We start from the raw sequence: 15651 nt of genomic DNA, 5'->3' as shown, positions 1-15651 counted from the left end.
TTTCAAAAATTGTATTACTACAATCTAAATAACATAGCCAATATAATCCTGCTTTCCGATTTTACTAAATCAGGTCTCCAATTAGGATCAAGTGGAGTGGTAGTATAACCCGTTTGCGAAGTTACGCCTCCTTTACCTGCAAAATAAGGCACATTCGATTCGCGGTATACAAACTCCGCACGAAAAGTAATATGTTGTGTAGGCATAAAATCAATATTGGTAGAGCAATCCCAACCTTCAAATTTGTCGCCCGGGTTGGCACTAAAAGGAAATGCTCCTGCTGTTTGCGTAGGATTATTTGGATTAGGCAAAGGACTTGCCTGCCCTGTAGGATACAATACTAAATAACGGCCTGGATTAGTCATAATACCACCGCCTATAGTCCATGCAAATTTGTTTTGACCAAACCACATACGGTTATAAAACATGGCACTGGCAAAATACTGAGCAGGGCCTTTTACTGCATCATCGGTAAATCCATTTACGCCACCTCCATTTTCAAAACCTATATCGCCTGTCAATGAAAAAGCCATTTTATTGATTCCTCGCTTAGCGGGATTGTTGTAATACCTTACCAATACGCTATTATCTGAGTGAAATCTTTTTCTATCAGCAATACCGGCCGCATCGGTTCCATAATAATTATTGCTAACTACTTTTAAGTTGCTATTGTTTGATAAATAAGTGATGCTTCCTCCTAAACCTGGCATGCTGTTAAACTTACCATAACTTTGCCATCCATTGATAAGCCATGGTTCAATTTTCCAGTTTTTATTCGGGAATATTTGAATACGCAAACCATTGAAAAACCATGGTGTATTATCAGAAGTAAATGATGCTTGGTACTCCCAATTCTCTGCCTGATAAAAGGAGTTTAACCCAATATAACTCATAAACAAACCCGCATCTATATTGATACCGTTCCATTTATTTATATGATAACCTGCATAAGCTTCACTTAAGTAACGGTATACATTGGCTAAATCATACTGACCACGATATGGGCTATAATCATTACGAGGTACCACAGTTGAACGGGTTCCAAATTGGGTCATAATTCGGGCACGGGCATTGTTAACATTAAAGTCTCCACCAAAGTGTATGGCCGATAATTGTATTTCATTGTTACGAGCCAATGAAGTAGAACCCACTACCGTATTGTCATTAGGGTTGTTAAACGAATACGTATAGTTGGCATCAATAAATATACTCGGTGTAAAATATTTCATGTCTTTAAAAACAGATGAATCTCTACGGTCGTTTCCGTTTTGCCATGTTTGGTCAATACCTTCAAATGGTTCGCCCTTTTGTTGTGCATGAACTGTTTGGTAATTGCTTACTTGCAATCCAATCAAGCATAGTATGCCTATTTTTTTAGTCACTTTTTTCATTCTATAATTGTTTGTTTAATTGTTGAAATAGATAATTGATTTGATATATACCGTTTGCTTCGTTATAAACTTACTCTTGTTCATTTTAATACTATTTATCAAGCGCTGTATTCAATTTTAACACATTAATTTTAGTTGGACCGAATAATCCAAGAAATGGTTTTTCGGTATTCTGATTGATTAAATTAATCAAAACCTCCTCATCTATTTTACGTATAAATGCAATGCGTTTTACCTGCACTTTTGCTGCCTGAATAGATATATGAGGGTCTAAACCACTTCCACTTGCCGTAATTAAATCAATAGGAATTTCTTCTTTATGTACACTTGGATTATGTACTAAAAAAGTATCTATTCGTGCTTGTACTTGTAAAAGGTATTCGGCATTATTAGGGCCTTTATTGCTACCACCTGAACCTGCAGCATTGTATGCCACCGCTGATGGTCTTCCATTAAAATAAGCATCACTGGTAAACGATTGCCCGATACTGGCATAAAAAGTTTTGTGTTGATGTGTAATCATTTCACCCTTTCCACTATTGGGCATTAATTGTGCTACACCCCAGATAAAAACAGTATAAATACCGGAGAAAACAATGATTAAAAGAAGAGATAATTTAATGCTTGAAATAATATATGATTTCATAAAAAATGTGTGTTTTAAATAAATACGGAAACAAGAATATCAATAAGTTTTATACCCATAAATGGGATAACCACTCCGCCTAAACCATAAATTAAAAGGTTTCTGCGTAACAAAGCACTTGCGCCAATGGGTTTGTACGAAATGCCTTTTAGTGCCAATGGAATAAGCACCGGAATAATAACAGCATTGAATATAACGGCTGAAAGGATAGCGCTTTCTGGGCTATGTAGGTTCATTATGTTTAATGCTCGCAAAGCAGGTATAGCCACGATAAACAAGGCGGGTATAATGGCAAAATATTTAGCTATATCATTAGCTATACTAAACGTAGTCAATGCACCTCTTGTCATTAACAATTGTTTTCCTATCTCCACTATTTCAATCAATTTGGTTGGATCATTATCAAGATCAACCATATTGCCTGCCTCTTTAGCTGCTTGTGTCCCGCTATTCATAGCCACTCCCACATCTGCCTGAGCCAAAGCAGGGGCATCGTTTGTACCATCTCCCATCATGGCTACCAGTCTTCCTGACGCTTGTTCTTTTTTGATGTAGTTCATTTTATCTTCTGGTTTTGCTTCAGCTATAAAATCATCTACTCCTGCTTTTTCAGCTATAAATTTTGCGGTTAATGGATTATCGCCTGTAACCATAACTGTTTTAATACCCATCTTTCTCAAGCGTTCAAAACGTTCTTGAATACCCGGCTTAATAATATCTTGTAATTCTATTACACCCAACACCTCTTCGTTTTCAGCCAAAACCAATGGTGTTCCTCCATTGCTTGAAATCAATTTTACTTTTTCAGCCGAATCACTTGGAAAATAATTTCCTGCTTCTTCACACAAGTGTTTAATAGCATCTGATGCACCTTTTCTAATTCTAGTATGCCCAAAATCAATACCGGAACTACGCGTTTCTGCCGTAAACTTTATAAACTTAGGATTTTCTATTTGGTAACTTAAAGGATCAATATTAGCCAGTTCAATAATTGATTTCCCCTCAGGTGTTTCATCGCTCATGGAACTAAGGACTACACACTTTTTAAAATGCTTTTCATCTACGCCAAATGTTGGATAAAAATGGGTTGCCTTTCTATTACCAATGGTAATGGTTCCTGTTTTGTCTAATAATAATACATCAACATCACCAGCTGTTTCTACCGCTTTACCACTTTTAGTTATTACGTTTGCACGTAAAGCCCTATCCATACCCGCAATACCAATAGCTGATAGTAAACCGCCAATGGTGGTTGGAATTAAACATACGAACAAGGAGATAAAAGCCGCAATAGTAATAGGTGTATGTGCATAATCAGCAAATGGTTTTAATGTAACAGTAACTATAATAAATACCAGCGTAAAACCTGCTAATAAAATATTGAGCGCAATTTCATTAGGTGTTTTTTGGCGACTAGCCCCTTCTACCAAAGCTATCATTTTATCTAAAAAACTTTCTCCAGCTTCAGTTGTAACAACTACTTTAATTTTATCAGATAATACTTTGGTACCACCTGTAACTGAGCTTTTATCGCCTCCCGATTCGCGAATAACGGGAGCACTTTCACCTGTTATAGCACTTTCGTCTATGGTAGCCAAACCTTCTATAATTTCACCATCTGTAGGAATAGTATCACCCGCTTCACATACAAACACATCTCCTTTTTTTAATTGTGATGATGTAAGTTGTAAAATGTGAGATGGCTGTATTTGTGATAAACTTAACATTTCACTTTTCACATCTAACATTTCTGCTTTAATAACTTTTGCAAGTGTTTCTTCTCTGGTTTTTCTTAAACTATCGGCTTGTGCTTTACCACGTGCTTCGGCAATAGCTTCGGCAAAATTTGCAAACAAAAGTGTAAGAAATAAAACGATGAATACCGTTAAATTATAGGCAAAGCTGCCTTGGGTAGTTTCGCCAAACAGTATCCAAACACATACAAAAAACATAACTACTGTTCCAATTTGCACCGTAAACATAACTGGATTACGAAACATACTAACAGGATTCAATTTAACAAAAGCTTGTTGTAAAGCCTTCCGCATTAGAGGTTTATCAAATAAATTATTTTTCATAATGTGAAATGTTGTTTGTAAAATGTAAAAGGGTTTTAGATTTGAAGAAATTATCAATTATGAAACCACATAAGAATTTAAATGCTTGGCTAAAAAGCTTTGAAATTGTTAAAGAATTATATGAGGTAACAAGTAACTTTCCTATTGAAGAAAAATTTGGATTAGTTTCCCAAATCAGACGTGCTGCTGTTTCTGTCCCCGTTAATATTGCTGAAGGAGCTGCTAGAAAAAGTAAAAAGGAATTTATACACTTTTTACATATTTCTCTAGGGTCTTTAACCGAATTAGATACACTAATTCTCCTTTCTACAGATTTGGGATTTATCAAAAAAGATGAGTCCGAATTAATTATTTTAAAATTTGACACGATTGGTAAACTAGTTTATGGTTTAATTAAAAGTCTTGAAAAAGAAGCATGAGTTTCCTTTATAAAAGTTGGATATAAATAAGGAGCGTTTTACATCTTACAAGTCACATTTCACGAAGAAAAACATCTCCCTTATCACGATTAGCATTTTATTTAATTGAAAAATATTCAGTTATTGGACCCAATGTTAATGCGGGGAAAAACGATAATGCTGCCACTAAAACAATAATGGCTAATACCATCATACCGAATGTAGCAGTATCCGTTTTTAAAGTGCCTGCATTTTCCGGTATATATTTTTTGTTAGCTAATATTCCGGCAATAGCTACAGGACCAATAATGGGTAAAAAACGAGCAAGTATTAATACAATACCTGTACTTATATTCCACCAAGGTGTATTGTCTCCTAATCCTTCAAATCCGCTGCCATTATTAGCTGCCGATGAAGTGTACTCATAAAGCATTTCTGTAAAACCATGTGCCTCAGGATTATTGAGTGTACTGGTTGTAAACTCAGGAAAAATTATTGCCAAAGCTGTTCCTGTCAATATTAAAAACGGATGTAACAATGCTATAATCATGGCTATTTTCATTTCTCTGACTTCAATTTTTTTACCCATTAATTCAGGAGTACGGCCAACCATTAAACCACTTATAAATACGGCCAAAATGATAAAGATGAAATAATTTAAAATACCTACACCGCAGCCTCCATAAAAACAATTGGTCATCATTGCCAATAATTGATTCATACTTGAAATAGGCATAAAACTATCATGCATAGCATTTACTGAACCTGTAGAAATAACAGTAGTAGCAATACTCCAATAAGCAGAAGCAGCTGCCCCAAAACGAACTTCTTTACCTTCCATTGCCCCTCCATTATTGCTAATACCCATATTAGTAATAACATTATTTCCCTGACTTTCGGTAATAACAGTGGGTACTACCAATGCTAAAAAACCTATCGTCATTACACCAAAAATGGTCCATGCTAATTTTTTGCGCTGCAGGAAATAACCTAAAGCAAATACCATGGCAAATGGAATAAGCATTTGACTTATCATTTCAAGCATATTGGTAAAGTAGTTTGTGTTTTCCAATGGATGCGCAGAATTGGCGCCAAAAAATCCGCCACCATTGGTGCCTAAATGTTTAATTGGAACAAAAGCGGCAACAGGTCCCGTACTTACTTGAATGGTGTCACCTTGCAAAGTTGTCATTACTTGTTTGCCTTCAAAAGTCATTGGCATACCATTTAATAAAAACAACAATGCCAATACCGTTGATAATGGTAATAAAATACGGGTGCACGACTTAACAAAAAAACTATAGAAATTACCCAGGGTTTTATAAGTTCCTTTACGCAATGCATAAAAAACAGTAATTGCAGCAGCCATACCTATAGCAGCAGTAACAAACTGTAAAAACATTAAATATAGTTGCCCTAAATAACTTACTCCCGTTTCTCCCGAATAATGTTGCAAATTACAATTGACCAAAAATGAAATAGTGGTATTAAAAGCTAAGTGAGCTGATTGGTTAGGGTTGTGATCGGGATTTAGTGGCAACCATCCCTGATTCATAAAAATAAACATTCCTAACAAAAACCAAAGAAAATGAATACCTAACAATGCTTTTAACTGCTCTTTCCACGTTTGTTCTTTTGCCGCATCAATACCACTTAGTTTAAAAATGCCTTTTTCTATGGGAGCAAATATTTTATCTAAAAAAGTGGCTTCATTTCGATATACTTTAGCCATATATTTACCTAATGGAATGGCTAAAATTAAGGTAACAAAAAACATGGCCACTATACCTACTATTTCTGTATTCATACGTTAAAATTTTTCTGCTTTAATTAATACGTAACACATGTAACCAAACACGGCAACCGATATGATGAATAATGCTATCATTTTTTAATTATTTAAATGTTATCAAACCAATGAATGGCTTTATAAAAAAGAACAAAGCACAACAGTACAAGTCCTATTAAAAAAACTGTTTCCATCATTAAACCCCACAGCTATTCACTTGCAAATCGTATTCGCGTTTCAACGAAAATGGTAGAATAGCAAACACTTCATTGCTCATTTCATCGTGCTTATCTAACACCCTTGAAAGTGAATACACAAATACATTGGCAATGGCATTTTTTATAATGATGTTTCCTGAACGGAATAACTTATCGGCAATTTGCAGGCATTTAGCAGCCCTGTTTAACTGTCCGTTTAAAATGAAGTTTACTGTGATATCAGCGAAACGTTGCATTACTTTATAAAGGTTCTTTGATTTTTGGGTTTTCATAGCAAATACTATTTTGCTAATGCTATAATCAAATGGTATTCCTGCAATCCTTTTAATCTATAACTAACTGATAATCCAATCAAATAAAAAAGGAAAGCCCAAAAGGCATAAAAAAACCCTATCGTTTTGATAGGGTTGGCATACTGTTTTGATAGTAAATGATTATCTACCCAATTTTAAACTCCTCTAACTTGCGGTATAAGGTAGTTAAAGCTATACCTAACAACTCCGCTGTTTTGGTTTTATTGTTATTAGTATAATTCAATATTTTTTGAATATGTATTTTTTCAGCAGAGGCCAATGAAAATGCTGACAATGCTTTTGCATTTATATCGTTACAATTTACATCCAATTGATTTAATATTTCAAAAGGCAAACTTTCTAATTTCAATTCATTGTTATCGCTTAATATCACACTGCGCTCAATTACATTTTTCAGCTCTCTAATATTACCAGGCCAATTATGTTGAATCAATGCAGCTATATAGGCATTGTTTAATACTTTAACAGCCTGATTGGTTTTGGCTGAAAACACTTCACAAAAATGCAATGCCAATGCCTGTATATCGGCTGCTCGCTCCCGCAATGCAGGCAACGGAATGGTAAAAGTAGAAAGCCTGTAAAACAAATCCTGCCTGAACTGGTTGGCCGTTATCTCTTGTTGTAAATCGCGGTTGGTAGCAGCAATTAATCGTACATTTACTTTGCTTGTTTTGCTATCGCCTACTTTAATAAATTCTCCATTTTCCAATACGCGCAACAGTTTGGCTTGGAGTTCCAATGGCATTTCGCCTACTTCATCTAAAAACAAAGTTCCCTGATGTGCTTCTTCAAACAAACCTTTCTTGTCTTTTAATGCACCCGTAAAAGCTCCTGCTTTATGTCCAAACAATTCGCTTTCTAAAAGTTCTTTGCTAAAGGCTGAACAATTAATGGCTACAAAGTTTTTATTGTTTCTATTGCTTTCTTGGTGGATGGCTTGTGCAAATACTTCTTTACCCGTTCCTGTTTCGCCTGTTAATAAAACAGTAGCCTCCGTTGTACTTACTTTTTTAGCCAAATAAATGGCTTGTTGAATAGGCTTTGACTGACCAATAATAGTATCAAATGATTGTTTAGTACCTAATTGCTTTTCTAAATGATAAACCCTTTTGGCCAAGGCTACTTTTTCCATGGCTTTATATAACAAAGGTATAATCTTGTTATTGTCATCGCCTTTGGTAATATAATCGAAAGCGCCATTTTTTATAGCTTGCACACCATCGGGAATATTGCCGTAAGCGGTTAACAGAATAACTTCTATAAAAGGGTAAACTTCTTTTATACTTTTTACAATATCAATACCACTTGCATCGGGTAATTTAACATCGCATAGCACCACGTCAACAGCAGTTTGAGCTAATTTTTTTTGTGCCGTTTTGTAATCTTCTGCTTGCAATACTTCAAAACCCTCTAAGCTAATTATTCGGGTTAGCAGTGTTCTTAGCTTCTCTTCATCGTCTATAATAAGTACTGTTTTCAAAATGTATTTAATAACGCTGGCAAATAAACATCTTATTTATTGCATAAAAAAAGCGACTACCTTTTTATGGTAGCCGCTTTTAATCTAAAACCTAAAACATGAAATTATCTTTTATGGACGTACGTATATTTTCGAAACGTCTCTGTATCCTGTACCATTGGTGTACCAATCTGCATATTGAGCTCCACCTGATTGTACCCAAGTAGCAAATTTTAAATAAGCAGTGTTAATGTCTGATCTTTCAATTGGGTAAGCAAACTTAACCGGTATGCTTATAGCCCATGGTAATCCATTACCTGTAGTAACATAATAACGGTTAGCCGTTACGTTCGAATTATCTTCTGCAGTACCAAATAAAGCTGTATTAGCTAAACTGGTTGGTACTTTACCCGGTAAATGAATTTCGTAGCCACGGCCAAAACCTGCTGTATTGTTCCATATAAATGGATTGTATTCGTTCAATCCGAATGTTGCCAATGAAGGACCTGCTGTTACATTGAAACTCATTGTATAGTTAACTGTATCTGATGCAGATGCACCCGGAACTGTATTGAAAGTAGCCATTTGTGCACGTGAGTTATTAAATAAAGTAACTACGGCTTTGATTTGCCCTGCCTCTAAAGTACCTCCTGTTAAACCTGTTGCTTTTGCTCTATCAATTGGAAATTGTACACCAAAACCGTTTTGTAAAGCACCACCTGTTGCATGTAATGTATAGTTACCTATTACTTGTGCTACATTGTTTGCAGCGTTTGTTACAATATTGTATCTGTATGTCATAACGATATCATTCATATCGTAATCACCTTTACTTGGCCATAAATCTTCGAATGAAACGGTGGCTACGCCTGTAGATGACGGGTAATAATTATTGTATGCTTTTGTTGCATCGTTAGGATAAGCATCGTTAGTGTTTGCTACGCCATCGCCATCAGTATCAACCGGAGCCGGAGCTGATCCGTTTCCTTCAGTATTACAGCTTGTAATTGGTACATATAATGAACATCCTAAAGTAGCACCGCTACCTATTGTGCCTGTATTGGTTTCAATTCCGTTTGCATCACAATATTGAATAGCGTTGATTATTTGACCACTACCATTGATTAATGTATTACCGGTTACTTTTACCAATGATGTATTGCTATAACCTTTTATTATTCCATCAACAATAATGCTTGCAGTTTTAAACATGGCACCATTGTACATACCTAACTCCGAACCGCTGTTAACTTTTGTTTCAGCATCTACACGGATGTAGCTGTAATTTTGCATTGTTTTGCTATGGTTAAAGTTTCTTTTCACCCATAATTTGCAATTATTGATAAATGTAGCCTGGCTGTTTACCTGTAAATCTGTAGCAGTAATAACAGTACCGTTATTAGTAAATATAGTAGAGCTGTTTACCTGCATTGATTGGCCAACATTAAGTGTACCATTATTGGTTTGAGTTGATGTTGTATTTAAATTATAATCACCACTGGTTGTAATTGTTCCATTATTTACACATGATCCTGCAGGAGAGAATGAACTTGAAAAATTCATGGTTCCCCAATTTTGAATTGAAGTTGAAGAGCTGTTTGTATTTAAATTTGAAAAGTTTACTGAACCTGTACTGGTAACAATTAAGGAAGCGCTATTGTTTAATGAAGCATTTGTTACTGTTACGTTGCTACCACATATTTTTAAAGTTCCGCCATTGGCATTGAAACCAATAGTAATATTGCTTCCTGTTACACAAACTACATCACCATTGTTTAAATTCAAATTGGTATTGCTTGTAGTAATAGTCGAAGTACAACCGCTACTGCAATCAGGACTTGAAGTTTTACCAAATGCACCTTTACCGGTTTTTACTACAAAGCCTAATTGTACATTTACAGTAGTTCCTTCAATTGAAACTTCTTGCGATAACTCAGAGTTATCAGGTGAAGTTTTAATAATATAAACTGATTTTAAAGTATTGGCTAAATTTAATTTAGAAGCAAAAGGAGTACTTAAAGTAGCTGAACCGCGGGCTATTAAATTTCCACCAGCCAATGGGTTAGCATCGTAAACTGAAACTACGTGCACTGCTTCCTGAAAACGGGTATCTGTAATACCAATGTTAAAATTAACATCGCGTGAGTTTTCCCATGTAAAGCCTGCAGGAACAACTAAATCATTCATATTACTGACATTGTTGTTTGGCGTAGTGTTCTGTTGTTCAGATTCTACTTTGCGGGTACAAGAAGCTAAACTTAGTAACCCAATTAAAATAAGTACGGTTTGAATTTTTTTCATTGTTTTTTTATTAGCAATACGAATATAACAAAAACTCAACCAACAAACAACATGCTGATTATCAAATATAAACAAATAAACATTGTTCAAAAAAACCTCAAAACGAAACCTTTTATTCCAATTTTGGGACACTTCCAATTGGTCAACCCTTTATACACTTGCGTTTATACTCAAATAGTAAAAAAATAAAAAAGGCGATTACCGTTTCCTGTAATCGCCTTTTTAGCTAATAAATTTCGTTTATCCTTTACGGGCGTATATATACTTTGGATACATCCCTGTATCCCGTACTATTGGTATACCAATCAGCGTATTGTGCTCCACCTGATTGTACCCAAGTAGCAAATTTTAAATACGCAGTGTTAATGTCTGATCTTTCAATTGGGTAAGCAAACTTAACTGGTATGCTGATAGCCCAAGGTAATCCATTACCTGTACTTACATAATAACGGTTAGCTGTTACGTTTGAATTATCTTCTGCAGTACCAAATAAAGCTGCATTAGCTAAATTGGTTGGTACTTTACCCGGTAAGTGAATTTCGTATCCACGACCAAAACCTGCTGTATTGTTCCAGATAAACGGATTGTATTCGTTTAAGCCAAAGGTAGCCAATGAAGGACCTGCTGTTACATTGAAACTCATTGTATAGTTAACTGTATCTGATGCAGATGCACCCGGAACTGTATTGAAAGTAGCCATTTGTGCACGTGAGTTATTAAATAAAGTAACTACGGCTTTGATTTGCCCTGCCTCTAAAGTACCTCCTGTTAAACCTGTTGCTTTTGCTCTATCAATTGGAAATTGTACACCAAAACCGTTTTGTAAAGCACCACCTGTTGCATGTAATGTATAGTTACCTATTACTTGTGCTACATTGTTTGCAGCGTTTGTTACAATATTGTATCTGTATGTCATAACGATATCATTCATATCGTAATCACCTTTACTTGGCCATAAATCTTCAAATGAAACGGTAGCCACACCAGTAGCCGAAGGATAGTAATTATTATAAGCTTTTGTAGCATCGTTAGGGTAAGCATCATTTACATCAGACACACCGTCACCGTCAGTATCTGTTGGAGCTGGAGCTGATCCATTTCCTTCTGTATTACAACTGGTAATTGGTACATATAATGTACATCCTTGAGTAGCACCGCTACCTATTGTTCCATTATTGGTTTCAATTCCGTTTGCATCGCAATATTGAATAGCATTGATAACTTCACCACCTCCGTTTATTCTTGTATCGCCATTTACTTTTACCAATGAAGTATTGCTGTAACCTTTAACTCTTCCATTAATAACGATATCTAAGGTTCTAAACATAGCTCCATTATACATACTTAATTCAGCTCCACCATTTACCTTGGTTTCTCTATCTACTCTTATATATGAGTAGTTTTGCATGGTATTACTATGGTTAAAATCTCTTTTTACCCATAATTTGCAATTATTAATAAATACACCTTGACCGTTCACTTGCAAATCTTGAGTGGTTGTAACTGAACCATTATTGGTAAAAGTAGTATTACCGTTTACTTGCATTGATTGACCAACGTTTATAATACCGTTGTTAATTTGCGATGATTGTGTATTTAAATTGTAATCACCATTGGTAGTAATTGTTCCATTGTTTAAAACTGAACCTCCCGGTGAGTATGAACTACCCATTGTTACAGTACCCCAATTTTGGAATGATGTTAATGAACCGTTTTGATTTAAATTGGAAAAACTCACCGATGCTGTGCTAGTAACAATAAGTGTAGAGCTATTATTTAGATTGGCATTGTTTACAGTTACATTGCTACCACATATTTTTAAAGTTCCACCATTGGCATTGAAACTAATACTAATGTTGCTTCCTGTTACACAAACTACATCACCTGTATTTAAGTTTAAATTGCTATTGCTGGTAGTAATAGTTGAAGTACAACCAGTGCTACAATCAGGACCTGCTGTTTTTCCAAATGCACCTTTACCTGTTTTTACAACAAAACCTAATTGTACATTTACAGTAGTTCCTTCAATAGCTACTTCCTGCGATAACTCAGAGTTATCAGGTGAGGTTTTGATAATATAAACTGATTTTAAAGTATTGGCTAAATTTAATTGAGCAGCAAAAGGAGTACTTAAAGTAGCTGAACCGCGAGCTATTAAATTTCCACCAGCTAACGGATTAGCATCATAAACTGAAACTACATGCACAGCTTCTTGAAAACGAGTATCTGTAATGCCAATGTTAAAATTAACATCGCGTGAGTTTTCCCATGTAAAGCCTGCAGGAACAACTAAATCGTTCATGTTACTTACATTGTTGTTTGGTGTAGGGATCTGTTGTTCACCAGATTCTACTTTGCGGGCACAAGAGGCTAAACTAAGTAAGCCAATTAAAATAAGTGCAGTTTGGATTTTTTTCATTGTTTTTTTATTAGCAATGCGATTACGGTTCAAGTAAGCGCTTTTTTTAAACTGAAATTTTATCTATAAGTTTATGGACGCACGTACACTTTTGAAGCATCTCTGTATCCGGTACCGTTTGTATACCAATCAGCGTATTGAGTTCCGTTTGATTGTACCCAAGTAGCAAATTTTAAATAAGCAGTATTAATATCTGATTTCTCAATTGGGTAAGCAAACTTAACTGGTATGCTGATAGCCCAAGGTAAACCATTACCCGTAGTAACATAATAACGGTTAGCTGTTACGTTTGAATTATCCTGGCTTGTTCCAAATATATTTGTATTAGCTAAACTGGTTGGCACTTTACCAGGTAAATGAATTTCGTATCCGCGGCCAAAATTAGCTGAGTTATTCCATATAAACGGATTGTATTCGTTTAATCCAAAGGTAGCCAATGATGGGCCTGCTGTTACATTAAAGCTAAAATTATAATTTACCGAATCAGAAGTCGGTAAACCCGGTTTAGTGTTCCAATTAGCCATTTGTGCACGTGAGCTGCTAAACAAAGTAACTACTGCTTTGGTTTGTCCTGCTTCTAAAGTACCACCTGTTAAACCTGTTGCTTTTGCTCTGTCAATTGGAAATTGAATACCAAAACCATTTTCAAATGAACCACCTGTAGCTTGTAAAGTAAAGTTACCTATTACTTGTGCTACGTTGTTTGAAGCATTTGTTACAATATTGTATCTGTATGTCATTACTACATCGTTCATATCGTAATCACCTTTACTTGGCCATAAATCTTCGAATGCTACTGTAGCCACACCTGTAGCTGAGGGGTAATAATTGTTGTATGCTTTTGTTGCATCGTTAGGATAAGCATCGTTAATGTTTGCTACGCCATCGCCATCAGTATCAACCGGAGCCGGAGCTGTTCCGTTTCCTTCGGTATTACAACTGGTAATCGGTACATATAATGTACATCCTAAAGTAGCACCGCTACCTATTGTTCCATTATTGGTTTCAATTCCGTTTGCATCGCAATATTGAATAGCGTTGATTACCTGACCACCACCATTTATTCTTGTTTCACCGGTTACTTTTACTAATGATGTATTGCTATAACCTTTTACTGTTCCATTCAAATCAACATCCTTGGTTTTGAACATGGCGCCATTGTACATTGACAATACTGAACCACCATTTATTTGACTTCTGTTATCAATTCTGATATAACCATAGTTTTGCATAGCACCATTTTGTTGGTAATTGTTCTTAGCCCATAATTTGCAATTGTTTACAAATGTACCTTGTCCATTTACCTGTAAGTCGCTGTTAACGGTAATTGAATTATTGTTAGTCATTGAGCAATTACCATTTACTTGCATTGATTGGCCTACGTTAATAGTACCGTTATTGGTTTGGGTTGATTGTGAGTTTAAATTATAATCACCAGTAGTAGTAATGGTTCCATTATTTAATACGGTACCTCCCGGTGAGAATGTTCCACCGATACTAACAGTACCCCAGTTTTGGAATGAGGTTGACGTTCCGTTTTGGTTTAATTGACTAAAGTTTACCGATGCAGTGCTGGTTACAATAAGTGTTGAACTGTTATTTAAAGATGCGTTGTTTACTGTTACATTGCTACCACATATTTTTAAAGTTCCGCCATTGGCATTGAAACTGATACTGATATTGTTTCCTGTTACACAAACTACATCGCCTGTGTTTATATTTAAATTACTATTGCTGGTAGTAATAGTTGAAGTACAGCCTGTGCTGCAATCAGGGCCTGCTGTTTTTCCAAATACACCTTTACCTGTTTTTACTACAAAGCCTAATTGTACGTTAACAGTAGTACCTTCAATAGCTACTTCTTGCGATAACTCTGAATTGTCAGGTGATGTTTTTACAATATAAACTGATTTTAAAGTATTGGCTAAATTTAATTGAGCCGCAAGAGGTGTGCTTAAAGTAGCTGAACCGCGGGCTATTAAATTTCCACCGACAAGTGGATTAGCATCGTAAACTGAAACTACATGTACTGCTTCCTGGAAACGGGTATCGGTAATACCAATGTTAAAATTAACATCGCGCGAGTTTTGCCATGTAAAGCCAATAGGAACAACTAAATCATTCATATTGCTTACATTGTTGTTGTTTGGTTGCTCTTTGGCTGATTCTACACTAGGTAAACAAGAAGTTAGACTTAAAAGACCAACTAAAATAAGCGCAGTTTGGATTTTTTTCATTGTTTTTTGCTTTCATGGCAAACATAACAAAAACCAAACCAACAAACAAATAGCTGATTTACAATGCCAATAAAAAACAAAAAAACAAAAATAGCCCCAATAAGGAACGCATAGTTCCAATTTTGGGATAAAGAAGTGTACTACTTAATCCTAGTATCCAGTTTCAATCATTTATCTCTTTAATTAATTGAATGGCTTTGTACTTATTTATTTATATTATCTATCCATAATCAAATTATAGAATACAAAAAACCAACCATCAAATTAAACCACTGAATAGCAGATGCTTAATTTGTTCCGCTTTAGGGAATGAAGCCCAAAATAATAAATTAAAATCATTTTGGGACAAAATAATACTTGTTTTTCGAATTCAAAGATGCAACCATTCGACATAAACATCT

11 protein-coding genes are annotated in these 15651 nt (G+C 35.3%); 1 reads left to right on the top strand and 10 read right to left on the bottom strand.

Translation table 11 applies throughout. The features are described 5' to 3' along the window. Positions 1–17: 17 nt before the first annotated feature. The 3 genes from V4538_04700 to kdpB all read right to left on the bottom strand — a co-directional run bounded on the left by V4538_04700 (position 18) and on the right by kdpB (position 4115). The gene (locus tag V4538_04700; protein MES2380317.1) at positions 18–1391 is read right to left on the bottom strand and encodes an outer membrane beta-barrel protein; all 1374 of its coding nucleotides are present in this window, start codon (positions 1389–1391) and stop codon (positions 18–20) included. A gap of 91 nt (positions 1392–1482) precedes the next feature. Beyond that, positions 1483–2037, bottom strand: a complete 555-nt coding sequence (locus V4538_04695; GenBank protein MES2380316.1) for a K(+)-transporting ATPase subunit C — start codon at positions 2035–2037, stop codon at positions 1483–1485. 14 nt (positions 2038–2051) lie between these two features. Further along, positions 2052–4115, bottom strand: a complete 2064-nt coding sequence (gene kdpB, locus V4538_04690) for a potassium-transporting ATPase subunit KdpB (protein ID MES2380315.1) — start codon at positions 4113–4115, stop codon at positions 2052–2054. 59 nt (positions 4116–4174) lie between these two features. On the opposite strand from kdpB, the gene V4538_04685 reads away from it, so the two are divergent. Beyond that, positions 4175–4534, top strand: coding sequence for a four helix bundle protein (locus V4538_04685; protein ID MES2380314.1), 360 nt, complete (start codon positions 4175–4177; stop codon positions 4532–4534). Between the two features lie 97 nt (positions 4535–4631). Here the strand turns inward: V4538_04685 and kdpA are convergent, their stop codons facing one another. The 7 genes from kdpA to V4538_04650 all read right to left on the bottom strand — a co-directional run bounded on the left by kdpA (position 4632) and on the right by V4538_04650 (position 15250). Next, positions 4632–6320, bottom strand: coding sequence for a potassium-transporting ATPase subunit KdpA (gene kdpA, locus V4538_04680; GenBank protein MES2380313.1), 1689 nt, complete (start codon positions 6318–6320; stop codon positions 4632–4634). Between the two features lie 3 nt (positions 6321–6323). Continuing rightward, positions 6324–6401: a K(+)-transporting ATPase subunit F gene (gene kdpF / locus V4538_04675; GenBank protein ID MES2380312.1), complete on the bottom strand. Its 78-nt coding sequence runs from the start codon at positions 6399–6401 to the stop codon at positions 6324–6326. A 97-nt stretch (positions 6402–6498) separates the two neighbouring features. Continuing rightward, positions 6499–6792 carry a hypothetical protein gene (locus tag V4538_04670; protein ID MES2380311.1) on the bottom strand — a complete coding sequence of 98 codons (294 nt, stop codon included), beginning with the start codon at positions 6790–6792 and terminating at the stop codon, positions 6499–6501. A 166-nt stretch (positions 6793–6958) separates the two neighbouring features. Further along, entirely contained in the window at positions 6959–8314 is a 1356-nt protein-coding gene (locus V4538_04665) for a sigma-54 dependent transcriptional regulator (GenBank protein ID MES2380310.1), read from the bottom strand. Positions 8315–8425: 111 nt separating this feature from the next. Beyond that, the gene (locus V4538_04660) at positions 8426–10594 is read right to left on the bottom strand and encodes an LruC domain-containing protein (protein MES2380309.1); all 2169 of its coding nucleotides are present in this window, start codon (positions 10592–10594) and stop codon (positions 8426–8428) included. Between the two features lie 247 nt (positions 10595–10841). Further along, positions 10842–13013: an LruC domain-containing protein gene (locus V4538_04655; GenBank protein ID MES2380308.1), complete on the bottom strand. Its 2172-nt coding sequence runs from the start codon at positions 13011–13013 to the stop codon at positions 10842–10844. 71 nt (positions 13014–13084) lie between these two features. Next, positions 13085–15250, bottom strand: coding sequence for an LruC domain-containing protein (locus V4538_04650; protein ID MES2380307.1), 2166 nt, complete (start codon positions 15248–15250; stop codon positions 13085–13087). Positions 15251–15651 lie beyond the last annotated feature (401 nt).

Source organism: Bacteroidota bacterium (assembly GCA_040388375.1).
Classification (GTDB): Bacteria; Bacteroidota; Bacteroidia; order UKL13-3; family UKL13-3; genus JAAFJM01.
The sequence above is the reverse complement of the archived record's forward strand: the minus strand, read 5'-3'. Positions and strand labels throughout refer to the sequence as shown.

What these genes read in the sequence shown, in the direction of transcription:
- V4538_04700 (MES2380317.1), bottom strand. Translation starts at nt 1,391, where the DNA reads ATGAAAAAAGTGACTAAAAAAATAGGCATACTATGCTTGATTGGATTG.
- V4538_04695 (MES2380316.1), bottom strand. Translation starts at nt 2,037, where the DNA reads ATGAAATCATATATTATTTCAAGCATTAAATTATCTCTTCTTTTAATC.
- kdpB (MES2380315.1), bottom strand. Translation starts at nt 4,115, where the DNA reads ATGAAAAATAATTTATTTGATAAACCTCTAATGCGGAAGGCTTTACAA.
- V4538_04685 (MES2380314.1), top strand. Translation starts at nt 4,175, where the DNA reads ATGAAACCACATAAGAATTTAAATGCTTGGCTAAAAAGCTTTGAAATT.
- kdpA (MES2380313.1), bottom strand. Translation starts at nt 6,320, where the DNA reads ATGAATACAGAAATAGTAGGTATAGTGGCCATGTTTTTTGTTACCTTA.
- kdpF (MES2380312.1), bottom strand. Translation starts at nt 6,401, where the DNA reads ATGATAGCATTATTCATCATATCGGTTGCCGTGTTTGGTTACATGTGT.
- V4538_04670 (MES2380311.1), bottom strand. Translation starts at nt 6,792, where the DNA reads ATGAAAACCCAAAAATCAAAGAACCTTTATAAAGTAATGCAACGTTTC.
- V4538_04660 (MES2380309.1), bottom strand. Translation starts at nt 10,594, where the DNA reads ATGAAAAAAATTCAAACCGTACTTATTTTAATTGGGTTACTAAGTTTA.
- V4538_04655 (MES2380308.1), bottom strand. Translation starts at nt 13,013, where the DNA reads ATGAAAAAAATCCAAACTGCACTTATTTTAATTGGCTTACTTAGTTTA.
- V4538_04650 (MES2380307.1), bottom strand. Translation starts at nt 15,250, where the DNA reads ATGAAAAAAATCCAAACTGCGCTTATTTTAGTTGGTCTTTTAAGTCTA.